Annotated in this window: 30 protein-coding genes; 21 read left to right on the forward strand and 9 right to left on the reverse strand. The window is 61.6% G+C overall.

Translation table 11 applies throughout. The features are described from left to right. Positions 1 to 117 precede the first annotated feature (117 nt). The 4 genes from AC2CHD_RS10655 to AC2CHD_RS10670 all read left to right on the forward strand — a co-directional run bounded on the left by AC2CHD_RS10655 (position 118) and on the right by AC2CHD_RS10670 (position 2511). Positions 118 to 681: a TetR/AcrR family transcriptional regulator gene (locus AC2CHD_RS10655; protein ID WP_484553649.1), complete on the forward strand. Its 564-nt coding sequence runs from the start codon at positions 118 to 120 to the stop codon at positions 679 to 681. 146 nt (positions 682 to 827) lie between these two features. Next, on the forward strand, positions 828 to 1265 hold the full coding sequence (locus AC2CHD_RS10660; protein ID WP_484553650.1) for a hypothetical protein: 438 nt from the start codon (positions 828 to 830) through the stop codon (positions 1263 to 1265). Between the two features lie 581 nt (positions 1266 to 1846). Then, on the forward strand, positions 1847 to 2167 hold the full coding sequence (locus AC2CHD_RS10665; protein ID WP_484553651.1) for a DUF736 domain-containing protein: 321 nt from the start codon (positions 1847 to 1849) through the stop codon (positions 2165 to 2167). Positions 2168 to 2229: 62 nt separating this feature from the next. Next, complete coding sequence (locus AC2CHD_RS10670) at positions 2230 to 2511, forward strand: hypothetical protein (RefSeq protein ID WP_484553652.1); 282 nt, start codon at positions 2230 to 2232, stop codon at positions 2509 to 2511. Positions 2512 to 2515: 4 nt separating this feature from the next. On the opposite strand, the gene ftsH is transcribed toward AC2CHD_RS10670, so the two are convergent. The 6 genes from ftsH to AC2CHD_RS10700 all read right to left on the reverse strand — a co-directional run bounded on the left by ftsH (position 2516) and on the right by AC2CHD_RS10700 (position 7116). Continuing rightward, positions 2516 to 4366, reverse strand: a complete 1851-nt coding sequence (gene ftsH / locus AC2CHD_RS10675; protein ID WP_484553653.1) for an ATP-dependent zinc metalloprotease FtsH — start codon at positions 4364 to 4366, stop codon at positions 2516 to 2518. Between the two features lie 102 nt (positions 4367 to 4468). Further along, positions 4469 to 4834 carry an SPW repeat protein gene (locus tag AC2CHD_RS10680; protein ID WP_484553654.1) on the reverse strand — a complete coding sequence of 122 codons (366 nt, stop codon included), beginning with the start codon at positions 4832 to 4834 and terminating at the stop codon, positions 4469 to 4471. 33 nt (positions 4835 to 4867) lie between these two features. Then, the gene (locus AC2CHD_RS10685) at positions 4868 to 5188 is read right to left on the reverse strand and encodes a DNA-directed RNA polymerase subunit omega (RefSeq protein WP_349365528.1); all 321 of its coding nucleotides are present in this window, start codon (positions 5186 to 5188) and stop codon (positions 4868 to 4870) included. A gap of 9 nt (positions 5189 to 5197) precedes the next feature. Continuing rightward, positions 5198 to 5959: an ETC complex I subunit gene (locus AC2CHD_RS10690; RefSeq protein WP_349367266.1), complete on the reverse strand. Its 762-nt coding sequence runs from the start codon at positions 5957 to 5959 to the stop codon at positions 5198 to 5200. A gap of 76 nt (positions 5960 to 6035) precedes the next feature. Further along, positions 6036 to 6545, reverse strand: a complete 510-nt coding sequence (locus AC2CHD_RS10695) for an Hsp20/alpha crystallin family protein (RefSeq protein ID WP_349365527.1) — start codon at positions 6543 to 6545, stop codon at positions 6036 to 6038. 94 nt (positions 6546 to 6639) lie between these two features. After that, complete coding sequence (locus tag AC2CHD_RS10700; RefSeq protein ID WP_349365526.1) at positions 6640 to 7116, reverse strand: Hsp20 family protein; 477 nt, start codon at positions 7114 to 7116, stop codon at positions 6640 to 6642. Positions 7117 to 7543: 427 nt separating this feature from the next. Between AC2CHD_RS10700 and AC2CHD_RS10705 the strand changes: the two genes are divergently transcribed. After that, positions 7544 to 8590 (forward strand): IS110 family RNA-guided transposase, encoded by a 1047-nt coding sequence (locus AC2CHD_RS10705; RefSeq protein ID WP_349365525.1) that lies wholly within the window; start codon positions 7544 to 7546, stop codon positions 8588 to 8590. 201 nt (positions 8591 to 8791) lie between these two features. On the opposite strand, the gene AC2CHD_RS10710 is transcribed toward AC2CHD_RS10705, so the two are convergent. Then, positions 8792 to 9010, reverse strand: coding sequence for a helix-turn-helix domain-containing protein (locus AC2CHD_RS10710; protein ID WP_349365524.1), 219 nt, complete (start codon positions 9008 to 9010; stop codon positions 8792 to 8794). 155 nt (positions 9011 to 9165) lie between these two features. Here AC2CHD_RS10710 and AC2CHD_RS10715 point away from each other — a divergent pair, with 155 nt between their 5' ends. The 16 genes from AC2CHD_RS10715 to AC2CHD_RS10790 all read left to right on the forward strand — a co-directional run bounded on the left by AC2CHD_RS10715 (position 9166) and on the right by AC2CHD_RS10790 (position 21342). Then, positions 9166 to 9426, forward strand: coding sequence for a helix-turn-helix domain-containing protein (locus AC2CHD_RS10715; protein ID WP_484553655.1), 261 nt, complete (start codon positions 9166 to 9168; stop codon positions 9424 to 9426). Positions 9427 to 9551: 125 nt separating this feature from the next. After that, the gene (locus AC2CHD_RS10720; RefSeq protein ID WP_484553656.1) at positions 9552 to 9815 is read left to right on the forward strand and encodes a DUF2285 domain-containing protein; all 264 of its coding nucleotides are present in this window, start codon (positions 9552 to 9554) and stop codon (positions 9813 to 9815) included. 117 nt (positions 9816 to 9932) lie between these two features. Beyond that, entirely contained in the window at positions 9933 to 10268 is a 336-nt protein-coding gene (locus AC2CHD_RS10725) for a transcriptional regulator domain-containing protein (protein WP_484553657.1), read from the forward strand. Continuing rightward, positions 10216 to 10692 (forward strand): DUF2285 domain-containing protein, encoded by a 477-nt coding sequence (locus AC2CHD_RS10730; RefSeq protein WP_484553658.1) that lies wholly within the window; start codon positions 10216 to 10218, stop codon positions 10690 to 10692. The genes AC2CHD_RS10725 and AC2CHD_RS10730 overlap by 53 nt, the downstream gene beginning before the upstream one ends. Positions 10693 to 10819: 127 nt before the next feature. Continuing rightward, a complete protein-coding gene (locus AC2CHD_RS10735) occupies positions 10820 to 11092 on the forward strand; it encodes a helix-turn-helix transcriptional regulator (protein WP_484553659.1) in 273 nt (90 codons plus the stop codon). Between the two features lie 8 nt (positions 11093 to 11100). Continuing rightward, positions 11101 to 12279 carry a replication initiator protein A gene (locus AC2CHD_RS10740; RefSeq protein ID WP_484553660.1) on the forward strand — a complete coding sequence of 393 codons (1179 nt, stop codon included), beginning with the start codon at positions 11101 to 11103 and terminating at the stop codon, positions 12277 to 12279. Further along, positions 12276 to 12914: a ParA family partition ATPase gene (gene parA, locus AC2CHD_RS10745; RefSeq protein WP_484553661.1), complete on the forward strand. Its 639-nt coding sequence runs from the start codon at positions 12276 to 12278 to the stop codon at positions 12912 to 12914. Before AC2CHD_RS10740 ends, parA begins: the two co-directional genes overlap by 4 nt. Then, positions 12911 to 13162, forward strand: coding sequence for a ribbon-helix-helix protein (locus AC2CHD_RS10750; RefSeq protein ID WP_484553662.1), 252 nt, complete (start codon positions 12911 to 12913; stop codon positions 13160 to 13162). The genes parA and AC2CHD_RS10750 overlap by 4 nt, the downstream gene beginning before the upstream one ends. After that, positions 13159 to 13680, forward strand: coding sequence for a DUF2840 domain-containing protein (locus AC2CHD_RS10755; protein WP_484553663.1), 522 nt, complete (start codon positions 13159 to 13161; stop codon positions 13678 to 13680). Before AC2CHD_RS10750 ends, AC2CHD_RS10755 begins: the two co-directional genes overlap by 4 nt. Further along, positions 13677 to 14222 (forward strand): S26 family signal peptidase, encoded by a 546-nt coding sequence (locus tag AC2CHD_RS10760; RefSeq protein ID WP_484553664.1) that lies wholly within the window; start codon positions 13677 to 13679, stop codon positions 14220 to 14222. The genes AC2CHD_RS10755 and AC2CHD_RS10760 overlap by 4 nt, the downstream gene beginning before the upstream one ends. A gap of 48 nt (positions 14223 to 14270) precedes the next feature. Next, positions 14271 to 14606, forward strand: a complete 336-nt coding sequence (locus AC2CHD_RS10765; RefSeq protein ID WP_484553665.1) for a DUF736 domain-containing protein — start codon at positions 14271 to 14273, stop codon at positions 14604 to 14606. 3 nt (positions 14607 to 14609) lie between these two features. Next, complete coding sequence (locus AC2CHD_RS10770; RefSeq protein ID WP_484553666.1) at positions 14610 to 15371, forward strand: lytic transglycosylase domain-containing protein; 762 nt, start codon at positions 14610 to 14612, stop codon at positions 15369 to 15371. A 250-nt stretch (positions 15372 to 15621) separates the two neighbouring features. After that, positions 15622 to 17361 (forward strand): relaxase/mobilization nuclease domain-containing protein, encoded by a 1740-nt coding sequence (locus AC2CHD_RS10775; protein WP_484553667.1) that lies wholly within the window; start codon positions 15622 to 15624, stop codon positions 17359 to 17361. Between the two features lie 196 nt (positions 17362 to 17557). After that, entirely contained in the window at positions 17558 to 18772 is a 1215-nt protein-coding gene (locus AC2CHD_RS10780) for a DUF3644 domain-containing protein (protein WP_484553668.1), read from the forward strand. 152 nt (positions 18773 to 18924) lie between these two features. Then, the gene (locus tag AC2CHD_RS10785) at positions 18925 to 20910 is read left to right on the forward strand and encodes a conjugal transfer protein TraG (RefSeq protein WP_484553669.1); all 1986 of its coding nucleotides are present in this window, start codon (positions 18925 to 18927) and stop codon (positions 20908 to 20910) included. Between the two features lie 3 nt (positions 20911 to 20913). Further along, positions 20914 to 21342, forward strand: coding sequence for a CopG family transcriptional regulator (locus AC2CHD_RS10790; RefSeq protein WP_484553670.1), 429 nt, complete (start codon positions 20914 to 20916; stop codon positions 21340 to 21342). Positions 21343 to 21378: 36 nt separating this feature from the next. Here AC2CHD_RS10790 and AC2CHD_RS10795 read toward each other — a convergent pair whose 3' ends face one another. Together AC2CHD_RS10795 and AC2CHD_RS10800 are read right to left on the reverse strand one after the other, a co-directional pair. Then, the gene (locus tag AC2CHD_RS10795) at positions 21379 to 22341 is read right to left on the reverse strand and encodes a LysR family transcriptional regulator (RefSeq protein WP_484553671.1); all 963 of its coding nucleotides are present in this window, start codon (positions 22339 to 22341) and stop codon (positions 21379 to 21381) included. A 10-nt stretch (positions 22342 to 22351) separates the two neighbouring features. Then, on the reverse strand, positions 22352 to 23602 hold the full coding sequence (locus tag AC2CHD_RS10800; protein ID WP_484553672.1) for an MFS transporter: 1251 nt from the start codon (positions 23600 to 23602) through the stop codon (positions 22352 to 22354). Positions 23603 to 23661 lie beyond the last annotated feature (59 nt).

The following is a 23661-nucleotide window of genomic DNA, read 5'->3' on the forward strand; positions in this document are numbered from 1 at the left end:
GAATGCAGTTTGTTGACAGCAGCTGGCGTTCAGAACCTACTACGACTGCCGTAGCCCCAAGAAATCATGATCTGGTGGAGGAAGGGCCCTCGTCCAGTCACGCTACCGGATCGCCACATGACCCGTCCGCCAGGACGCCCGCATCGGGACAAGGCGCCCGCCTCGCGCGAGCAAATTCTGACGACCGCGCTCGAACTATTAGATACCGGCGGCGTCGGGGCCTTCACGATGCGGGCGCTTGCCGACCGACTGCAGGTCAATCCGATGACCATCTACCACCACTTCGGGGATCGCGACGGCTTGATCGACGCCTTGTCCGAACATGTCTATGCAGAGGTTTCCGCGCCAGCCTCCGGCACGTTTCACGACCGGATCAGATCGCTTCTGAATGCCTATCATGACCGCGTGATAAGCCACCCTGGCCTTACATTGCTCATCTTCAGGCAACCCGCAGTCTTTCCCCGGCAGGCACAGCGGATAACCGATGACATTGACCAACTCCTGGTCGAAGTCGGATTGCCGTCGGCACGGTCCAGGCCTTGGCTGAACATACTTGTCGATTTCACCCACGGCGCGGCTATCGCAGCTGCGATGGGCGATAGGTCAAACTCCGCCCTCTCGGACGCGAAGAACGACTACGACAATACGCTCACGGAGTTGCTCAAAGGAATGGAGACCTGACCGCGACAGCCAGCGACGGCCGAGCGCCCCATGCCGTTGCAAGTTTGGTGTCGTTAGAATCGTCGACGAGTGTGCTATACTGCTGAATTGCGTCATGGTGGTGGTGGAGGCGCGACCGTCAAACCTCGTCTTACGGAGATGCCACCATGATTATTGCAATCCTCGGAACCATCACGGCAATTGCAGTCCTCTGCTGGTTGCTGTTCACGCTCGCCACCTACGCATTTCCCGCGCTCGTCGGAGTGGCGGCAGTGTTGTGGGCCTATCAGACCGGCGCAGGCCTGCCGGGCAGCGTCCTTGTCGGACTTGTCGGCGCAGTCCTTGTGTTCGGCCTTGCACAGTTCCTCATCCTGCTCGCGCGGCCCATGTGGTTGAAGCATTCCGTCGCGCTCGCCTTCGTGGCGCCTGCCGCCGTCGCAGGCTTCCACGCCACCCACGGGATCGTCAAACACCTCATGCCGTCAGAAACATGGCAAACCGTCTTCTCCGTGATCGGCGCGGTGGCGGTCGGTATTACGGCGTTCGTGCGCATGACCTCAATCACCCCGCCCGGGCCTGCCGGACAGACGCCTGCCAGCATCTGAATGCCAATGCAGGCGAAGCCGGGACAGGGGCTGAGGTCTGTTGCCGCGCCCATATCGAAGGCTGAGCGAAGCAGAGACGCGGTGCGGGACGCATCGACAATTTCGGTCGAGAGCCGGCGCGCCCGGACGGCATGGCGTAGTCTGCGCCGAACAGCGCGATCGGTGCCGGACGCAGAGTGACTTGGTTTCGCATCGGGTTGCATCGCTAGGTATGCAACGGACTGGCCTGCAGGGCAGAGACGACTTTCGTGCCTTCGCCGGACATAAACCGGGGCACTCAGAGCTGCCATTCCCTCCTTGAACGACCCCTGTGAGCCGACCGCTCCAAACGGCCTCTTCAATGGGCTGATCTGGCCGAAGACCGGCTGCGCCTCGATCGCCTAAGGCTCAATGGCGCCCGTCAAGTTTCTTCCCCTGCCGGCTGCGCCGTCATTCCTCGCGAGCCAAGAAACCCGCCGGATCGCCATCCTCCGCTGACGCTGCGGTCGCAAGCGATGCGCCGTCGATCGCCTCCGGCCCCTCCGATCGCCATCGAGGCCGCAATGGTGCGGGCTCGAAACCAGTGATCAAGGAGAACTACCATGGCAACCATCGGCACCTTCAAGAAGTCCGGCAACGAATTCACCGGTGAGATCGTCACCCTGAACGTGCAGGCCAAGAACGTCCGCATCGTCCCCGAAACCAACCAGACCAGCGAGAACGCGCCCAGCCACCGCGTCCTGGTCGGCCGCGCCGAAATCGGGGCCGCCTGGTCCAAGCAGTCGAACGAGGGCCGCGACTATCTCGGCCTTAAGCTCGACGATCCGAGCTTCACCGCTCCGATCTACGCCAACCTCTTCGATGACGAGGACGGCGGTTTCAGCCTCATCTGGTCCCGCCCCACCCGCCGCAACGGCGAGTGAAGTCGGACAGGTTCCCGCCCGGCAGGTCCGGGCGGGACCTTTTCCTATTCCGACCGAATCAGATGCGCCGTCAACCGCCGATTGCTGGATTCAAAACGGTTTTTCCGCTTTCCAATTGGCCAAAGGCGACTATTATAGATGGGGTATTCGGATATTCCCAAACTGCATCCTTGAGCCAAGTCCCGGCGTTCCCGCCACGTGCCCTCAAGCGAGATATTGAAACCCTGAGGGCTGCGACCGAAAAGTTGCCGTTCAACGACCTCAAGCGGATTCTCGAAGTGAAAGCTGCTGGCGATGGCATCGCTCAAACAGCAGGGAGTATGCTGCGCCACACACGATGCTGATTGATTAGACCGTGACCCTTTCGTTTTCCTCCTGAGCGACAGAACCCTCCGTTTCGTCGACCAGCTCCCGTATTTCCCCTTCGTCGAGCGTCTCCTTTTCCAACAGGCGGCGGGCGGTTCGTTCCAGCAAGTCGCGGCGCTCCGAAAGGAGTGTGACGGTCCTGTCGAACGTCTCGTCCACGATCCGGCGCACCTCCTCGTCGACAGCGGCGGCTGTCTCGTCGGAATAGCTGTGCTCCTGCGGACCGTAATAGGGCTGGTCGGGGGCTAGGAAGGAGCGGCGGTCCTTCTCGAGCGCTATATGGCCGAGCTTTTCGGACATGCCATAGCGGGTGACGATGGCACGGGCGATGTCGGTAACCTTCACGAGATCGTCGGCAGCTCCGGTGGAGAGGTGGCCGAAGATGATCTTCTCAGCCGCACGGCCGCCGAGAAGGACTGCCATCTTGTTCTCCAATTCCTCGAGCGTCATCAGGAAGCGATCCTCGGTGGGACGCTGGATGGTGTAGCCGAGCGCACCGATGCCGCGAGGGATGATCGAGACCTTGTGGACCGGATCGACGCCCGGCAGTGCCATCGCCACCAGCGCGTGGCCCATCTCGTGATAGGCGACGATCTCGCGCTCCTTCGGATTGAGCAGTCGGTTGCGTTTTTCGAGCCCGGCCACGATCCGCTCCACCGCATTGTTGAAGTCGTCCATCGTCACTGCATCCGCCTTGCGGCGGGTGGCGAGCAGCGTCGCCTCGTTGACGAGATTGGCAAGGTCCGCCCCGGTGAAGCCAGGGGTAAGCGCTGCGATCTTCTCCGGCTCGACCTCCGGGGCAAGCTTGGCCTTCTTCAGGTGCACGGCAAGAATCTGCACGCGGCCCTGCTTGTCCGGCCGATCGACCAGCACCTGACGATCGAAGCGGCCGGCACGCAGCAGGGCAGGATCGAGGATTTCCGGCCGATTGGTAGCGGCCAACAGCACGAGACCCGCCGAGGAGTCAAAGCCGTCCAGCTCCACAAGAAGCTGATTCAACGTCTGCTCCTTCTCGTCGTGCCCGCCGGCCATCGGGCCCATGCCGCGAGCACGGCCGAGCGCATCGAGCTCATCGATGAAAATGATGGCCGGCGCCTTGGCGCGCGCCTGCTCGAACAGGTCGCGCACGCGCGCAGCACCAACGCCGACAAACATCTCCACGAACTCAGAACCGGAAATGGAGAAGAACGGCACGCCGGCCTCGCCCGCGACGGCCTTGGCGAGGAGGGTCTTGCCGGTGCCGGGCGGACCGACGAGCAAAACACCCTTCGGCATCCGCCCCCCAAGGTATCCATAGCCCTGGGGGTCTTTCAGGAACTCGACGATCTCTTTCAGCTCTTCCTTGGCTTCATCGACGCCGGCAACATCTGCGAAGGTCACGCCCGTGTCGGACTGAACATAAATCTTTGCCTTGGACTTTCCGATCTGCATCAGGCCACCACCAAGACCGCTGCCCATGCGCCTCAGCATGTACATCCAGATGCCCACGAACAACACGACCGGAATTACCCATGAGAGCAGATCGCGCAGGAAGGTGCTCTCGATCTGCCCGGTGACGATGACACCGCGTTCCTGAAGCTGGCGTGCCAGGTCCGGCTCGACGCGGGTGGTGATGAACATCGGCCGGCCATCGACAGGTACCTTGAATGTTCCCTGGATGAAGCGCTCCGATACCGCCACCTCTGCTATCCGACCCTGGTCGAGATAGGTTTCAAACTGGCTGTACGGGATCTGTGCCACCTGCGTGGCGGTCGTGAAAACATATTGAAACGCCATCAGGATGAAGAAGGCGGCTATCCAATACCATATGTTGAATTGCATCTTCCTGTTCATCGCGGCCGGCTCCGCTGGGCTATGATTTTCCTGAACTGGGCGATCCCGCTCCGTCAGAAGGATCGAGTGAACGGCCCGGCACGGGGCCGGGCCGGTGTCAGTTCACACGGTGGAGTACGACCGGCCGTTTGCAAGCCAGAGGCTGACCCCTGCCAGGATGGCCACGACAAGCCCGGCGATCACGTGGGCCCACATCGCGGAGGCGACGGCCGAGAAGCCCAGCGCCCAGGGGGCGACAACGGCCCAGAGGCCGAGCACCACATTAGCCCATTCTTCAACCTGATGGAACGCGTAGAGCGCGGCGACCGCGATCAATGTCACCGCTGCGCCAACGATCCAGGCATTCCATACGGCATAGGTTTCGGCCGCATAGCCTAGGTACCAGGGTGACAACAGAAGACCGAGACCGGCGACGATATTGACGATATCGAAAGCGGTCCGGTGATCGGAAGACAGAGACTTCAGCATCGTTCATTCCTCCTTGTCGGGTTGGTTGCGTCATCAATGAACCGTCTCCTGCGGAGGGGAGACGGGTACGGCAGCGGCGCTTCCGCCACCGCCGCCGCGAAGCCTGAAACCCGGATCGGGAGGAGGAAGAGAGAGCATTCCGCCCGCTCCGAGCAGAAACGGTGCAAGTTCTTTTCGCGTGAACACGCCCGCTGCGATCTCCTGCAGCGCAAGCTCGGCCACGCTAACATTGGCCCCATCGAGCCTTGGTTCAGCGCCTTGGCCAAGCGCGCGGCTGCGTGCCGCAGCGGCAAGGGTCAGCGCGAATCTGTTCGGCAGAACCTTCTGGCAATCGAAGACGACATGCGGGTCCATCGCTGCACCTCATGCTGCCTTTCGTACGCCTGAATCGTTCCGATCAGCCGCAACTTCCCTTTCGAGGGCGAGCAACGCCTGTTCGACTTCATCGAGCCGCGACGGCCGGTTGTATTCAGGCATGCCTTCGTTGGTCGCCTGGTCGATCAGATACTCCGTCCAGGCCCAGTTCATCAGGATCGAGCGCTTGGCCTCCAGTGTCAGCGTTGGATCACCGACAACGGCCATGGGCGTTGCCCAGCTGTCCGGACCGGGCGGGTCGTTGCGGTTGGCCACGCCATCCAGGGCGCGCCCATAGCTCTCCCGAAGGGCAGAAAGGCCGAGCCGATCGAGAGTCGCGTCGGAGAAGGCTTGGGTCGGCCTTTCGTCCCGCACAGGCACCTCCTCGGGTCGCCGGCGGTGGCTCTTGGCAGCCTGTGCGGCCGGAGCTTGGACGACATAGGCCAAACCCTGCCGTTCGGCGTAGCTGATCGCGGATTCCATAGTCGGAAAGCTGAGCTCGACCTGGGTCAGCGTATCATCGCCACCTGTATAACCCATCAGCGGCTCTATGAACGGTCCGGTCCGTCGCTCGAAGGCAAGACGCCAGTGCTTCGTGCGCGCCTTGCCGGACGTCATCACTGAGCGGGCCGGCTTGTAGATGCGTGCAAGCGCATCGTCCGGAAAGATCGAACGTCCCATCGATTGAGGCAGGTGCCGGTTGTCGTTCGATGGCCACACCGGCGGAAGCTGTGTTTTCCGCGTTTCCTCTATCCTTCTTTCAATCTCCATCATTCATCCCTCCCTAATTGGCGAAGGATGCGACCGGCGGCGCCCGATCCGGCGCGCCGCCGGCGCGAGCCATGCGTCAGCTCTTAATGGCGATGCGCTTCACCTGCGACTGCGCCTTCTCGCTCTTGGGCAAGGTCACCGTCAGCACGCCATTCCTGAAGCGCGCTTCGACCTTTTCTTCCTGGACCTCGTAACCGAGCGGGATGCGACGCTCGAAGCGGCCGTAGAAGCGCTCGGAGAACTGCCTGTCCTTATCCTCCGTTTCGGAGCGCTTCTCGCCCCTCAACGTCAGCACGCCGTCGTTGAGCAGGACTTCGATATCCTTCTCCTCAAGGCCAGGGACTTCGGCCGTCACCTTGATCTCCTTCTCGCCGTCGGCGATCTCGACGCTCGGCCAGTGTCCGCCGAACGCGGAGACGCCATTGAGGGACGGCAGGCTCGAACCGAAGCCGCGGAAGACGTCGTCGAACAGCCGATTCACCTCGCGGTGCAGCGAAAGGAACGGATCACGCTCGCGGTCGCTAAAGATACTCGGAACCTGGTTGCCGTTGTTTCGGCTCCAGGGGATCAGATCACGGACACTCATTGTTTCTCTCCTTTCTGTCGTTCGATTGACAATACGGATCCTCCGGCGCCGGCAGAGCCCGGCACCATGGGCGAAGTTCGCTCAGGGAACGGCCTCAGGCGGCCTGCTTCTCGGCCTCGATCTGCTTCGTCTTGACCTTGGGCAGCGCCCCATCGGCCGCAATCTCGATCTTGCGCGGCTTCATCTCTTCAGGAATCTCGCGCTTGAGATCGATCGTCAGCAGACCGTTGACGAGGCTCGCGCCCACGACCTTCACATGGTCGGCCAGTTCGAAGCGACGCTGGAAGGCACGTCCGGCAATGCCGCGATGCAGATATTGGGCATTGTCCTCACCGGCCTTCTGACCGGACACCATGAGCATGTTCTGCTCCTGGGTGATGGTCAGTTCGTCCTGGCTGAAGCCAGCCACCGCCATGGTGATGCGATAGTCGTCCTCGCCAGTCTTGGCGATGTCATAGGGGGGCCAGTTGTCGGCTGTCTCAAAGCGGCTCGCCGCTTCGAGCGCGTTCAGCATTCGGTCGAAACCGATGCTCGACCGGAACAGGGGAGAAAAGTCGAAAGTGGTTCTCATAGCCACATCCTCCTTTGAGCAACATGGATACAAGACTGTTGTCGACAGGATGCTTGGCATCCGCGACAATGCCGGCCCCACTTTGGGCATCCGGCGAATGATGATTTAGTTCAGTCGCTTAGCTGTTCAAGAGGTCGCCGTGCAGATGCGCCGTTTCATATGAGCAGCCGAAGTTTGTCTGCAAGCAGAGGAGGACGCCTAGGGGTATCTCTGCTCCCCTGGCCGCTCTCAGAGAGTTTCGTCCTGATTGCGGACGGTCCGCTCAACGGCGCCGAACACGTCATACGGCAATCGGCTTGGCGATGACTGCTCAGCCCGCTTTGCTGCCGCTTCTCGGCGAAGGACGACCGAAATAGTCGTAGTTTACAAATCCGTCCGAAGATTGGTTATGAGAGGTGCCGGTCCTTGATTCGAAAGGGGATTCGGCATGTCTCAAATCCACTATATTGGGCTGGATGCCTCGGCCCGCACGGTCAATCTCTGCGTCGTCGATCATGATGGCCGCGTGGTGCACGAACGCAAGCTTTCGTCCGATCCGGGCGAGATCGCGCAGCATATTCTGTCACTTCAGTTTTCGATCGTTCGCGTCGGTCTTGAGGCCGGAATGTTGTCGCAGCACATTTACGGGCGGTTGGCGGAAGCCAACATCCCCGTGGTCTGCGTAGAGACCCGGCACATGAAGGCGGCGCTCGCGGCACAACTCAACAAAACAGACCGGCACGACGCGCGGGGGATCGCGCAGATGATGCGCGTGGGCCTGTTCAAGCCAGTTCACGTCAAGACGCCCAACAGCCAACGTCTCCGCACCATCCTCACCGCACGGCAACTTCTGCGGAACAAACTCCAGGACGTCGAGAACGAAATCCGCGGCCTCATCCGCAACTTCGGCTATCACCTCGGCAAAGTAACGGCTCGCGACTTCGAGCCTCGGGTGCGCGAGTTGATTGCCGACACCCACCTCCACTCTGTGGCGGATGCTTTGCTGCTGGCGCGACGCGGCTTGCGAGAGCAATTTGGCCGGTTGGACGATATGCTTGTTCGACTGGCCCGGCAGGACGAAGTGACACGCCGGTTCATGACAGTTCCTGGTGTTGGCCCTCTTGTCGCGCTGACGTTCCGGGCAACGGTCGACGTTCCGTCGCGTTTCACGCGCTCCCGCACAGTGGGTGCGCACTTCGGCCTGACGCCACGCAAGCTGCAATCCGGCGAAGTCGACCGCAACGGTCGGATTTCACGATGGGGTGACGAGATGATGCGAAGCCTCCTCTATGAGGCCGCACAAGTTCTGCTTACGCGGGTGAAACGGTGGTCTGCACTGAAGGCTTGGGGCGCACAGGTCTCGCGACGCCGAGGTCACAAAAAGGCGATCATCGCACTGGCTCGGAAGATCGCTGTGATCCTCCATCGCATGTGGATCGACGGAACGGAATTCGACTGGGGCAAACGGCCAGAGACCGCAGCTCCATCGGCATAAGGTTCGACCGGGCGCAAGTCCGGTCGAGGCACATCCCCGCGAGGGGACGGGGATCGGCGAGCGCGCAAATACGACTTGACCGCCAAGGCCGATGCCGAGGTGATGTCGCAATTTAGATTGTCCCGCCGGCTCCTCTGATCCCATCCTGTGGCGGTCTCGTGCCGACCACGAAGAGAAGCATGATCCTCGCGGGTGTGCCGCTCAAACCTCGTCGTCGGGCTGGACCAGATCGACGTGGCTGACGCCGAGGGCTTGGGCAAGCTCATACAGTGTGATCACGGTCGGATTTCTCCGACCGCGTTCGAGGCTGCTGAGATATTGCTGGCTGAAACCGGAGCGTGCTTCGACCTCTTCCTGGGTCAGGCTCTTCTCCCGACGCAGGCGGGCGAAGTTCCGGCCGACCAGTTTGCGCATATCCATGCGCAGGAAGATCGCGATTTACATACTTTGAGTTTATCAACTATAATATGTAAATGAACCGCCGGAGAGTGAGGGAAACTGCGCTATCCGGTTGGTCCGAATAGAGAAGTCGTTTTAGTGGCGTGAATGCCGGGGTCTGTAGGAGGTGATCATGTATGATCACCGCCCGACAGGCACGGGCCGCGCGCGCATTGCTCGGTTGGACACAAGAGATGCTCGCTGAGAAGGCCCTGGTTTCGCTGACCGCGCTCAAGCGCCTCGAGTCCGTCAACGGACTCAAGGTGCATGAGAGCACGTGCGACCAGGTTCGCCGGGCGCTCGAAGCAGCAGGCATCGTCTTCCTGTCCTCGGACCGAGGAGAAGGAGTGATGATTGTCGATGCCGCGAAACTTAACAAGCCAGAAGCTTTGGCCTGACGACGGAGGTGTCAGGCGCAATACGCCGCACCTTGCGCAGCGTTTTTTTCGGCGCGCCTCTACAACTTCGTCAATTTACGTTAACCATGAGCACCTAGGCCTCGCGCCAATAGACTGGGGAACAGATGGGGCAAGCTGACTTTCTGGACGAGCCGCCGCACAGCGAACACTTGACCGAATACGATCGTGCGCATTTTGCGACCTATATCCGGCTGCTCGATGCAGAGGCCGACGCCGCGCATTGGGCTGAAGCTGTCCGCATCATCTTTGGCCTCGATCCCGATGAGCAACCGGATCGCGCTCAGCACGTTCACCAGACACATCTCGCCCGCGCGCACTGGATGACGGAGAACGGCTACCGTGATCTTCTTCGATCCGCCTATCACTGACAGGTGATGCGCAACACGCATCTCTATATGCCAGTTGCTCGACTACCCAAGTTTCAATTTTAACACGATCTTCCAACGACCTGCGAACCACCGGGTAGAGTCGGGGAGGAAATCGGCATGGTGGCGGAAACGAACTGGCGCGACGCGACGGACTATCGATATCTAGACGGCCTGAATCCTTCCGAGCTTGCCTGGGAGTTTCTCAGGCGCAACCCCCAATACGAAAAGGAGGTCTCGGTCTCCGACCCGACGGACGATCACGCCGCAACCGCGCTGACAGCGCATTGGGGGTTGCGCTTTCCCGATAGCGCCGAACTTGTCCGCGATCGACGCAAAGATCTACTGGAGCCCGGCCGTCGATCCGAGCGTACTGATCTTCGCCCCTCAGCAGGGGCCAAACATGACCACCGTGAACTTCAAGGTCGTTCCGGCCGATGCCCGAACATCGGATGAAGGTCTCTATATTCACTTCGTGATCGACACAGAGCATTTCGTGGCAATCTGCCTCGACGGCAGAGCGCCCGACGGACCGATCGCGGCCGTTACGCTTATCGACCAGTTCATGCAGGATAGAGTCGATGCGATTGTTCGGTTCCGCGATGCTGTACTCCATCACCGAATATCGCCCGACACGCGATTGACGCCGCAACGCAGGCAACGCCTCATCGAAAGCCTCCGCGCGATCGACGGTCGACGTGCAGGGGCCACCTATCAGCAAATCGCCGAGGCCGTCTTCGGTGCCGCTCCAGTCAACGCCATCACGTGGAAATCAGCACCGCTGCGCGACACCGTAATGCGCCGCGTCGCCGCCGGCCTTGACTTAGTCGCCGGCGGCTATCGCCGCCTCCTTCTCGGCCACCGCCCCGACCTGAGCTAACTGCCGACCAGGGTGCGATTCTTTTCTGGAATCTTCGCACTCCCTCACGCCCCCTCTTCTCCGCCACCGTGACCCTGACGCCCCGCCGATATCCGGCGGCGCCAACAAGGATCACGGAGACACGATCATGTCCGCAGCCACCGCCGGCATCCCGCCGCGCTATCTGAGAACGCCTGAGGCGGCCCGCTTTCTCAGCCTCTCCGCCCGAACCCTGGAAAAGCACCGTACTTACGGGACCGGTCCCGCTTATCGGAAGCTTGGCGGCCGTGTCGTCTATTCCGTGGATGATCTGCAGGCCTGGGCGGAACGCGGCGCCAAGCAATCCACCTCCGACCCCGGCGTAGGCACGGTCCTTCCGGCCAGGCGCCATGACGATCCGTCGCCTGCCGAGAGCCGCTGATCACTCCCATGACGGCGCGCCCTCGCAGATCGGAACGGGACCAGCTTGAGCTGTTCCGCGCTCTGCCGACCGACCTCGCGCCGCGCGACGCGCAGGACCTCATGGCCTATCCGTTTTTCTCTCTGTCCAAATCACATCGCGTCGAGCCGATCGAATACCGTTCCGGCGAGATCGCCATCCGCGTGGAAGCCGTGCCCGAACACGGCATGGCAACGATCTGGGATGCCGATATCCTAATCTGGGCGGCCAGCCAGATTGTCGAAGCACGCGACAACGGCTTTCGCACCTCGCGCCTGATTGCAACCACCCCATACGAAATCCTCACCTTCATCGGACGTGGCACCGGCGCGCGCGACTATCGCCGGCTGAGAGCTGCGCTCGACCGCCTGCAATCGACGACTGTCGCGACCACTCTGCGGCAGCCACCGTCCAATCCACGAAATCGCAATGAACCTGCCTCCGATACAGGTACGACCGGTCGGCGCATGCACCGCTTCTCCTGGATCAACGAATGGACCGAACGTGCCGACGCGTTTGGCACTCCGGATGGCATCGAGCTCATCGTGCCGGACTGGTTCTACAAGGCGGTGCTGGACGAGGCGCTCGTCCTCACCATCGACCGCGCCTATTTCGGTCTGACCGGCGGGATCGAACGCTGGCTCTACCGCATCGTGCGCAAGCATGGCGGCAGGCAGAAGCGCGGCTGGCGGTTCGACTTCCGGCACCTCTACGTCAAATCCGGGAGCCTCTCGCCGTTCAAGCGTTTCGCCTTCGAACTGCGGGCGATCATCCAGCGCCAGCCGCTACCCGGCTACAAACTGTTCCTCGAGATCGAGGCGGGTGGCCGCACGCTGCTCGCGTTCGAGCCGGTGCCCTGTGGACAGGCTGTGGAAGCCGTCGTGCTATCGGGAACCCGCACTATCGTGCCATCGGGAACCGACCCATCGTGCTATCGGGAACCCAAACCGCATCTAACCTTTTCCGCAGAAAGCGAAAATCGAACCCTTAACTTAGAGTCTAACAAAGAATCTAACTTTTGTAGAGGCGCGCCTTCTGGGGAAAACCGCTTTCCGACGGGCCGAAAAGAGGAAGAGCGCGAACGACAGACGGCATTCTCTGAACGCGATGAGGACGCTGCGGCCACGAGCGATCCGCCCGCCCAGAACGGTTCGGGAGGCGCCTCATGATCGCGGCGCTCCTCAACCAGAAGGGTGGCGTTGGCAAGACAACGCTCGCTCTGCATCTCGCCGGTGAATGGGCGCGAGGCGGAAGCACCGTCACCCTGATCGATGCCGACCCGCAGGGATCGGCGCTCGATTTGTCCGAACGACGCAGCCATGAGGGGCTGCCGCGGCGCTTCGGCGTCATCGGCCTCGCCCGCGATACGCTGCATCACGAAGCCCCGGAGCTCGCCCGCACTGCCGACCATGTCGTCATCGACGGTCCGCCGCGCGTCGCGGGGCTGATGCGCTCGGCGCTACTTGCCGCCGATGTCATCCTCATTCCGGTTCAGCCGTCACCCTTCGATGGCTGGGCCTCTGCGGAGATACTGCGCCTGATCGAGGAGGCGCGGATATTCCGTCCGCAGCTCGCCGTGCGCTTCGTCCTCAACCGCTGTCCCGCACGAACCAAAATCGCGCGCGAGACCGGTGATGCGCTCGCCGACCTGGATCCGCCCGCGCTAAAGGCGACGATCGGCCAGCGCGTCATCTTTGCCTCGGCTGCTCAATCCGGCCGCCTCGTTTGCGAGTGCGACGCCGACAGCATCGCCGCGCGGGAAGTGGCGGCGCTGGCGGCCGAGATCGGAAGGCTCGCACCATGAGCGACCGTCCAAACCGCCGCGCCTTCACCGCCCGACCGAACGATCCCGAGCAGTGGATCAGATCAGCCGACGCCGCACCCCGTGACGGCAAGTCCCCCGGCTTCACGGCGCGCCTGACCATCGACATCACGCCCGATCTGCGCGGGCGCATCAAGATCGCTGCCTTCCAGCGCGGCGTCACCGTCGCCGACATGCTGCGCGACCTGCTCGCCCGCGAATTCCCGTATCGCGAAGGAGATCCATCATGACCGGCGCCACGGCCCCGGGGGTCGGCGCCAGCCCGACCTCGTCAGCAAACAGTCCTGACGCACTCACGCATGTCGAACTGACCTGGGTCGAAGGCAGGATCGAATACTGGATTCGCTTCGGCCGTGCGGCCGGCGAGCGGATCATCGACCGCCGCCGGCGCGTCGTCTCCTTCCGGCCGGGCGCCGTCTTTGCCTTCGTCCGATGGGCGGCCAACGACTACGGCACCGTCATCTCCCGCATCGACATCGTGCGCGCCGTCGAGCCCGGCGCCGCCTACCAGACGCTACCATTCGTGCGCCCCGGCGGGGAAATCCTGCTCAAGATCGAAGGCTGGCCCAAAGTCGAACAGGTGCTCAAGCACATCGACGCGGTGGAAGCCGCCGACGTCGATCCCTGCGACGCAGCGCCCGATCACTGGCGCCATGTGGCGCACCGGATGAGCGCCGGCCAGGAACCGCGTCCCTACACGCGAGAGCGTCATCAGGCCTGGCTCAAGCGGCAGGAGATCGAACGATGACCCGCTTCGGCTACATCATGCTGACCTACTTCACCGCCATGGGCGTCGCAGCGGCCGCCATCGTTCCGACATCGCTGAAGCTCGTCTGGAACGTGTCGGCCAGCGCACCGATCGGGCTCTACCGCATCGAGCCCGCCGTGCATCTCGACGTCCCCGATCTGGTCGCCGTGATGCCGCCCGAGCCGCTCGAGAATTACATGATCGAGCGCGGTTACATCGGTCGCGACGTGCCGATCCTGAAGCGCGTTCTCGGCCTGCCGGGACAGCGCATATGCCGGATCGGCCGCACCATCACCGTCGACCGAGTCGTGATGGGCGAAGCGCGCAACCGCGATCGCCAGGACCGCCCGCTGCCGGTCTGGAACGGCTGCCGCACCGTCGCCGAAGACGAGCTCTTCCTCATGAACTGGCAAGTCCCCGACAGCCTCGACGGGCGGTATTTCGGTCCATTTCCGGCAACGAGCGCCATCGGCCGGGCCATCCCTCTCTACACCGACGAAGACGGCGATGGCCACTTCGTCTGGCGCGCGCCGACGCGGTGACGACGCACGCCTTCCCGCAATTCAACCGCATCCAAACAGGAGATCATCATGCCCCAGATCGGTCAATTCACCCGCACACCAGACGGCTACAGCGGACGCATGCGCACCCTGTCCTTCGACTGCGCGCTCACCTTCGTCACGGCCGAAAACGCCGACAGCGAGAACGCACCGGCCTACCGCATTCACCTCGGCGACGAAACCGGTCCCGAGGTCGGCGCTGGCTGGAAACATACCGGCGATCGCGCCGGCACGTTCATCTCCGTCGTCCTCGATGACCCGGCATTCGCGTTTCCGGTGCGTGCCCGGCTGTTCCAGTCGGACGAGGATGGACGCGACTGGGGGCTGCACTGGACCCGTCCGAAAAAGCGCGACGAGCAGGGCTGATCGATGCCTCCCATCGGTCCGTCAGCACCTTTGCGGCGGTGCGGTCCCTGCGGCCGCATCGTCCTCCTTCTCCTTTCCGGCCTGGCCACCGCCGCGCTCGATACCGGCCGCGCATCCGCACAACCGACTCCCGCCGGGCAACACGAAGTCCGCGATCCTGTCGGCGCCTATGTTGCCGAGGCGGCGCGGCGGTTCGGAATTCCCGAACGCTGGATTGTCGCCGTCATGCGTGCCGAGAGTGCAGGCAATACGCGCGCGATCTCGAGCGCAGGAGCACAGGGATTGATGCAGGTCATGCCGGCGACGTGGAACGAACTGCGGGTTCGACATCGGCTCGGTTCCGATCCGTTCGATCCGCGCGACAACATCCTCGCCGGCGCGGCCTATCTGCGCGAGATGTACGACCGCTATGGCACGGTCCCGGCGATGCTCGCGGCATACAATGCCGGTCCCGAACGCTACGACGAGTACCTCACAATGGGTCGTCCGCTGCCCGCCGAAACACGCGCTTATGTCGATCTGCTTGCACCGGCGCTGGGCGCAACGACGCCGTCGCCCGGCGATCCGGCTGCGCCATTACCGCCACCCGACTGGCGCAAGGCGCCACTGTTCGTCCCGCGCTCAGTTGACCGCCGGTCGGTCGCGGACCGCGCCACGGACAGGCACGCGAACGGCACCTCTGCTTCCGTGCCGGTGCAGCCGGATGCTGAGGGTCAGTCATATCCGAAAGCGATCTTCATTGCGCAGGATGATGCGGGGGGGTGAGCGATGACGCGTTTCAGCTTTCATCGCATGATCACGTGCTCTGGCGTGGCATGGAGGGCCCGAAGGGGTTCGGCAGGAAACACAACCGACCGATGGCAGGATAAAAGGGCGCACATTGCGCGCCGGGCGGTCGGTTGTTTTGTTTGGATTTTCTGGCGCGTTCCGCACATTGCCCAGCCTTGCCACAATGTGCGCCGCACACTCAACGTCCCGAATTTCCTGCCTTTCTCGCACATTGCGGAACAATGCCATGGCCGATGACCGTGAGTTCCGCGTCCGTCCTGGCCGCATCCGCTCGACCCGCGCCCAGGCGGCGCGTCCCTTCATCGCACAGGCGCTGGCGGCCGCGAAGAAGGCGGGCGGCGGCGTGTCACGCTCCGGCCGCGTCACATCCGGAAACCGCTCGCGCTTCGGCCATGGCCAGCGCGCCAGTATCCAGGCCAATCGTCTCGTCACCACGCGCTCGCGCGGCGCAGTCATCAAGGCGCGCGTGGTTCGTCATTCCGGCCGGACGGCGCCGCTCGGTACCCATCTCGACTATCTGCGCCGCGACGGCGTCACCCGGGACGGGGAGAAGGCGCGGCTGTTCGGGCCGGGAGAGGAGGAGGCGGATGGCCGGGCCTTCGCCGAGCGCTGCGAGGATGACCGGCATCATTTCCGCTTCATCGTCTCGCCGGATGACGCGTTTGAGATGTCAGACCTCCGATCCTTCACCAGCAACCTTGTTGACCATATGGAAAAGGATCTCGGCACCGAGCTCGACTGGGTCGCCGTCGATCACTGGAACACTGAACACCCGCATATTCATCTGATCGTGCGCGGTGTCCGCAACGATGGCGAGGACCTCGTCATCTCGCGCGACTACATCAAGGAGGGCATGCGGGATCGCGCCCGCGATCTCATCACGCAGGAGCTGGGCCCGCGCACGGACCGCGATATTCGCCGGACACTCGAAAGCCAGATCGAAACGGAGCGCTGGACGCAACTCGACCGTCAGCTTATCCGCGATGGCCGGCGCACGGGTATCATCAACCTCGCCCCGCAGGCGGGCGAGCAGCCGGATGAATTCCATGCGCTGAAGGTCGGACGGTTGCGCAAGCTGGAGACGCTTGACCTCGCCGAACAACTCGGCCCCGGTCAATGGATGATCGGCGAAAAGGCTGAGGTGACTTTGCGCGAACTCGGTGAGCGCGGCGACATCATCAAGCGTATGCACCGTGCCTTGACCGAGCGCGGTATCGAGCGCGGATCGGCGGATTACGTGCTGGCGGCCGAAAGCCTCGATGCGCCGATCGTCGGGCGCCTGGTCGAGCGTGGACTCGATGACGAGCTCAAGGGTACGGCCTATGCCGTGGTCGATGGCGTCGACGGGCGATCCCATCATATCAAGCTTGCCGATATCAATGCCGCCGGCGACAGCGCTCCGGGCTCGATCGTCGAACTGCGCACCTATGACGACTCCCGCGGGAACCGCCGCGTCGCCCTAGCGGTGCGCTCCGATCTCGACATCGAACGGCAGGTGACCGCCACCGGCGCGACCTGGCTCGACCGGCAGAACATTGCGCGCGAACCTGCCGCTCTCTCCGAAGGTGGCTTCGGCGCAGAGGTGCGTGCCGCTCTCGACAGGCGGACTGACCATCTGATCGCGGAAGGTTTTGCCGAGCGGCAGGGCCGCCGGATCGTCTTCAGCCGCAATCTGATCGACACGCTCCGTCGGCGCGAAGTGGACGAAGTCGGCGAAAAACTGGCGGCGAAGACCGGACAACCATTCCAGCACACCGGCAGCGGCGAGCATGTCGCCGGCGCTTATCGCCAGCGCCTGACGCTTGCCTCGGGACGCTTTGCGGTGATCGACGACGGGCTCGGCTTCCAACTCGTGCCCTGGACGCCTTCGATGGAGAAGCATCTCGGCCGCCATATCTCCGGCGTCGCGCGCGGCGACGGCGGCGTCGACTGGAGCTTCGGGCGCAAGCGGGGGCTGGGGCGGTGAATTTTGCTATTCGGTTTATCCAGACTTCAGCTTCGGACCCATCCGCACGATACGAAACGAATGCAGGAGTCCGATCCTAGTCAGCCCTCGTCAAATTGCGTCTGAAGCGCCAATTCCATGTGCATCCTCGAGAGCACAAAATTCAGCACTTCGGGCGCAGTGTCCCACCTGTTACAAAGTCAAGGGGAGGTGGGCGATGGCCAACAAAGAGAACAAGCAATCCAAGAAGATAAAGCGACGCCGGGGAAATACTCTAGAAAACTGGGAGGTCGCGATAGTGAAGGGCATGATCAATCGTGGAAACCCTTTCACCAACGACCAAGACATCCTCGCGTATTTCACGCGACCGACCCGCTCAGTTAATCATCGACTCATTAGCGAGATAAGGAATGAGGCAAAGCACAAGGCAATCAAGCCTGCTAGTGATGACGATCTCGACGCCTTCCTAGCGACGTGGCCGGACATCGACCATGAGACGGGCTTGAGCGTCCGCGGCGATGAACTCCTGATAAAGGCGCGCGAGGCCATGATTGCCGCCGTCCAGACCTTCAACTCGGCCGGACTGACGTTCCGGTCCGAGCTCTTCATCGTCACCGCCATAATTGCGTGGACATATCTGCTGCACGCTTGGTTCCGGCGCGAAGGGATCGACTACCGCTACACCGGGCAAAAAACGAAGGAAGGCGCGGATAAGTATTGGGAACTGGGCCACTGCCTCAAGCAGGGCAAGTGCCCTGCGAGGGGAGGTGTTGCGAAGAACCTGGAATTCCTAATCGAGATCCGTCATGAGATCGAGCATCGGTCAACCAGCAGGATCGACGACGCACTCGGTGCCAAGCTTCAGTCGTGTGCGTTGAACTTCAACGATCTGCTCAAGAAAGAGTTTGGCGCGCAGTACGGTCTCGAGAAACGACTGCCACTCGCTCTTCAGTTCGTCTCGTTCGGAGCCGAGCAGAGAAGCGCGCTTAAGAAAGCCTCCGGTCTGCCCAAACACATTGAAGCGGCGATCGACGCTTTCGAACATGGGCTAAGCGAAGAACAGATAAAGGACCCAGCCTACCGCATGTCCTATGGATTTGTGCCCATGGCATCAAAGAAGCCCGGCGCCGCAGACGCCGCGGTGCAGATAGTCTCCCCGGGTAGCGAGGAGGCCGGCGAGATCGAGAAGATAATCTTCAAAGAGGTGAACAAGGACCGCTATCCGCCGGGAAAAGTCGTCGAGAAGGTGCAGGCCGCCGGGTTTCCAAATTTTCGAATGCACGACCATACAGAGTTGTGGAAGAAGCTCGACGCCAAAAAGGACGGTAAAGGTTACGGATGTGTCGGCGACTACGGAAACTGGGTCTGGTTTGACCGCTGGGTCGACGCAGTGCTCGCGTATTGCGAAACTGAGGGCGATAAATACCGCTGATCACAGCCTTCACTGCTATTCGCGTGAAGGGCGCAGGACGGCGCCCCTCCGCTTTCTATCCGAACTCCACCGCAAATACGATCAAGGAGGAAAAAGTCTTGTAGCGCACTGATACGCGGCGCAGCGTACCGGCATTTGCACGGATTATGGCCATGTCAGGTACGAAAATCCTCTGGGGACAAACCCTCATCGTTTTCGCGATCGTCCTCACCACCACCTGGGCGGCGACGCAGTGGACAGCGTGGCGTCTCGGTTTCCAGCCGCAACTCGGTGCGCCCTGGTTCGATATATCGGGCTGGCCGATCTACTATCCGCCGGCCTTCTTCTGGTGGTGGTATTTCTACGATGCCTATGCACCGCCGATCTTCATCGAGGGCGCCACCATCGCCGGGTCCGGCGGCTTCATCGCAATCGCGGTTGCAATCCTCATGTCGGTCTGGCGCGCCCGCGAAGCTCAGAGTGTCGATACCTACGGATCAGCGCGCTGGGCGAAACTCGATGAAATCAAGGCCGCCGGTCTGCTTGGCCCTGACGGCGTCGTCCTGGGTAAGGTCAAGGATGACTATCTGCGCCATGAGGGTCCGGAGCATGTGCTGTGCTTCGCACCGACCCGCTCGGGAAAGGGCGTCGGTCTGGTCATTCCGTCGCTCCTGACCTGGCCGGGCTCGGCCATCGTCCACGACATCAAGGGCGAGAACTGGCAGCTCACGGCAGGCTTTCGAGCCCGGCACGGCCGCGTGCTCCTGTTCGATCCAACCAACCCCGAGTCCTCCGCCTACAATCCGTTGCTCGAAGTTCGCCGTGGCGAGTGGGAGGTTCGCGACGTCCAGAACATCGCCGATATTCTCGTCGATCCGGAAGGGTCCCTTGAAAAACGCAACCATTGGGAGAAAACCAGCCACGCGCTCTTGGTCGGCGCCATCCTCCACGTCCTCTATGCCGAACGGGACAAGACTCTCGCCGGCGTCGCTGCCTTCCTGTCGGATCCGAAACGCCCCATCGAATCCACGCTTGCCGCGATGATGAAGACAACGCATCTGGGTGACGCCGGTTCGCACCCCGTCATAGCCAGCGCGGCGCGTGAGCTGCTCAACAAGTCGGACAACGAACGCTCCGGTGTCCTCTCCACCGCCATGTCGTTCCTCGGGCTCTACCGCGACCCCGTCGTCGCCAAGGTTACGCGCCGCTGCGACTGGCGCATCACCGATATGGTCGGCGGCAAGCGTCCGGCGACGCTCTATCTTGTCGTGCCACCCTCCGACATCAATCGTACCAAGCCGCTCATCCGCCTCATCCTCAATCAGATCGGCCGGCGGCTAACCGAGGACCTGCAGGCCAAGACTGCGCGGCACAAGTTGTTGCTTATGCTGGACGAGTTCCCCGCGCTCGGCCGACTCGACTTCTTCGAAAGTGCACTCGCCTTCATGGCGGGTTACGGGCTCAAGAGCTTCCTGATCGCGCAGTCGCTGAATCAGATCGAAAAAGCCTACGGGCCGAACAACTCCATCCTCGACAATTGTCATGTCCGGGTGAGCTTCGCGACCAATGACGAACGCACGGCCAAACGCGTGTCCGATGCCCTCGGCACAGCGACCGAGATGCGGGCGATGAAGAACTATGCCGGGCACCGCCTTTCACCCTGGCTCGGACATCTGATGGTATCGCGACAGGAAACGGCACGACCGCTGCTGACCCCCGGTGAGGTCATGCAGCTTCCGCCCGCCGACGAAATCGTCATGATCGCAGGCATATCGCCCATCCGTGCGAAGAAGGTCCGCTATTACGGGGACCGGAGGTTTCAGGATCGCATTCTGCCACCTCCATCCAAAGCAGAACCTATTGAGCCTGGAGATGACGAATGGAGCACATTGCCATTGCCACCCAAGCCGGCCCTTCACGCCGACAGTACTGGCAGCGCTGACGGCGAGGAGGACACGACCGATTCCGAACGGCGGCGCCAACCGGAGCTCAGCCGAACCCAACCCGTAGAGAAGAAAACTCCGATCGAGAACGAGTTCGAGATCCACTCGTTCGATGACGACCAAGAGGAAGCCGCGCGCAACAGCCGGATGTCCCGCACGATGCAACGAGTGGCGCGGCAGGTCTCGCTCGACCCGAAGGACGGGATGGAGCTTTAGCCGATGCCGGGCCGCAGGAAAAAGACACAAATCTCCGTCTATCTCGATCCGGACATCTCGGCGATGCTGACCGACTATGCCGCGAGGCGCGAGCAATCGCAGTCGATGATCGCGGAGGCGGCGATTGCCTCCTTCCTGTCGCCGGACGATGCCGAAAGGCGCGAGGCCGTCCTTGCAAAGCGCCTGGATCAGATCGATCGCCGCATGACCCGGCTAGAACGCGATCTCGGGATTTCCGTCGAGACGCTGGCCGTGTTCATTCGGTTCTGGCTGACCACAACGCCGGCTCTGCCGGAACCGGCCGCCCAAGCGGCCCGTGCCAAGGCCGCAGAGCGTTACGAATCGTTCATCACCGCTTTGGGACGCCGTCTCGCTAAAGGTCCGAAGCTACGCCAGGAGATTTCGGAGGAGATCAGTGCACAGGAAACTTGAAACCAGTTCGATCCGGAACGGGGATCAAATCGTAGCTCAGCGTAAGCCACGACAAACGCGATGGTGGTTGGGAAGGCCGAGCACCGCAGGCGACCAGTCCGAACTGCCGCTACGTACCTGACCCGCCAATACATGGGCAATACTGATGAAATGACGCAGTGATGGGTTGTCGTTTCCGGCTGACCAAATCGCGCGGAAGGTTATGCTGGCATCCTCGTCTTTCAATGGGCGAAAAGCTAAATTTGGTTGCTTCACTTTTACCCGAGACGACGAAACCAGCGTCACCCCGAGACCCAATCCAACGAGATTCATTAGCGTTTCTTGAACAACATTTTCGCGAGAGACATTCAGACACAACCCATGAGCGCCCGCGCGACGCATTATGAAACTATGTACTTCTGGCCCCGCAGCAAAGCCACTGACGAGGAAACTCTCTCCACCCAGGTCCGACCATTTGAGTATTCGGCGGCGAGCAAGCCTATGGTCCTTCGGCAACGCAACGTATATGCGTTCGTGCCATAACTTGCTTGCCTCACAATCGTGCACATGCTCGCCGTCGACCAGAAAGGCAATGTCTGTCAGATGACGCCTTACAGAGGCAATATGCGCATCACGGCTACCCTCGCGGATTTCAAGACGAACCCCGGGCCTCTGGACAGTATAAGTCCGGATGAGTTCGCGAAGGAAGCCACTGCCCAGCGATGTAAGAATACCGATGCGGACCACGCCGACTTCTGCCCGTCCGGCTGCAGCGGCGAGATGGACTGCTGATTCCAATTGTTCTATGGCCGGTCGCACGCCCGCGAGGAACCTTTGTCCGGCGTCCGTCGGGCGCGCGCCGGTATGATTTCGTTCGAATAGCGAAACACCGAGTCGATCTTCGAGGTCACGTATTGCTCGGCTGACTGTAGATTGCCGGACATTCAGTAGCTCTGCTGCTCGCCGAAAGCTCCCTGTCTCGGCAAGAGTAACTACATAATGAAGTTGTTTAACATTCACTACCGCCCCCTCATCGCGGAGAAATCTCTTCTGAGGATAGTGGGGGTGCTGCGTTATCTGTTATTTGGAGCCCAAGTCCCACTGACCTGAGCCGCCCCGTCATACTCAGAAAAACGAACAGAAGGAACAGGAGCAACATCAAGGCAAACAGGCACTCGAGAGGCAGGTCAGGCTCGACTTCGTAAAGCATTGTGCTAACGACCGGCCCGAGGATCAGACCGATGCCTTGCGAGGCCGCCGAGAAGCCGGCCACTGCGCCCTGCCGATCGGCGGATACAGCCAATGAGGCACCAGCGAGATAACCCGGCAGCAGCAATCCTCCGCCGGCGCCGAACAGGGTGTACGCGAAAAAATATGCAGCAACATTGTCTGTTAGTAGCAGGATCAGCAGGCCGGCCATCCACAGCGGCGCGCCGACGAGGATCATATGTCCTGCTTGCCAGTGCAATACTCTCACTTGTAGCAACTGCATCGCAAGCATTGCGGCCCCCACCAGAGTAAGCGCTATGGCCAATATCGGCCCGGCTTCGTCCAGCGTGAGACCCAGCTTATCCTGAAAATAGAACCCGACAGTTATCTGGACGGTGGCAATGGCCCCGAAAGTGAGAACCCCCGTAAAAAGCCACGCTAGCAGGTCCCGAGAGAAGGGGTGGAGCTTCGGAGAGTCGCGATGCACGTGCGAGCCTCCATCTGACACGGTCGCAAGAACTGCACCGAGCCCAACGAGACAGAGGACTGTCGCGAGCACCAGAGGCCAGGTCAGGCCGAACAGGGACAATGCTCCGCCGAGAGCCGGTCCCAGCACGAAGCCCGCGCCATGGGCCGCGCCGATGATCGCCATCGCCGAACTCCGTTCGCCAACACCAGTTTGATCGGCCATGAGCGCCTGTGCTCCGGTCGTGATTGCCGGCGTGAAGATGCCGATCAAAGCCCTTGCAAGAACAAGAATTGCAAAAAGCATCGGCCCGGAGATGGCCGTTGCTAATCCCGCCCAAATGATAGCTGTGAAGAGCGTGTAGCTGCAAAAAAGCCCAACAAATCCCCCAGCCATGATCGGCTTTCGCCCGAACCGGTCGCATGCACGCCCCCATACGGCAGCCATCAAAGCCATGGCGATCGAACCGATGGAAATCATCCATCCACCCTGACTGACCGTAAGGTTTAATTCCCTGACGAGTGGTGCCAAGATCGGCAGGACAACAGCCACTGCGAGGCTGGAGAAGGCGACACTCGTGAATACGGTGAACTTGATCTTTTTCATTCTCACTCTGCCACGGTTATTGTCGCCTATTGGCAACCAGGTGAGGAGCATCTTGAGCC

Source organism: Nitratireductor sp. ATLC21 (assembly GCF_057196525.1).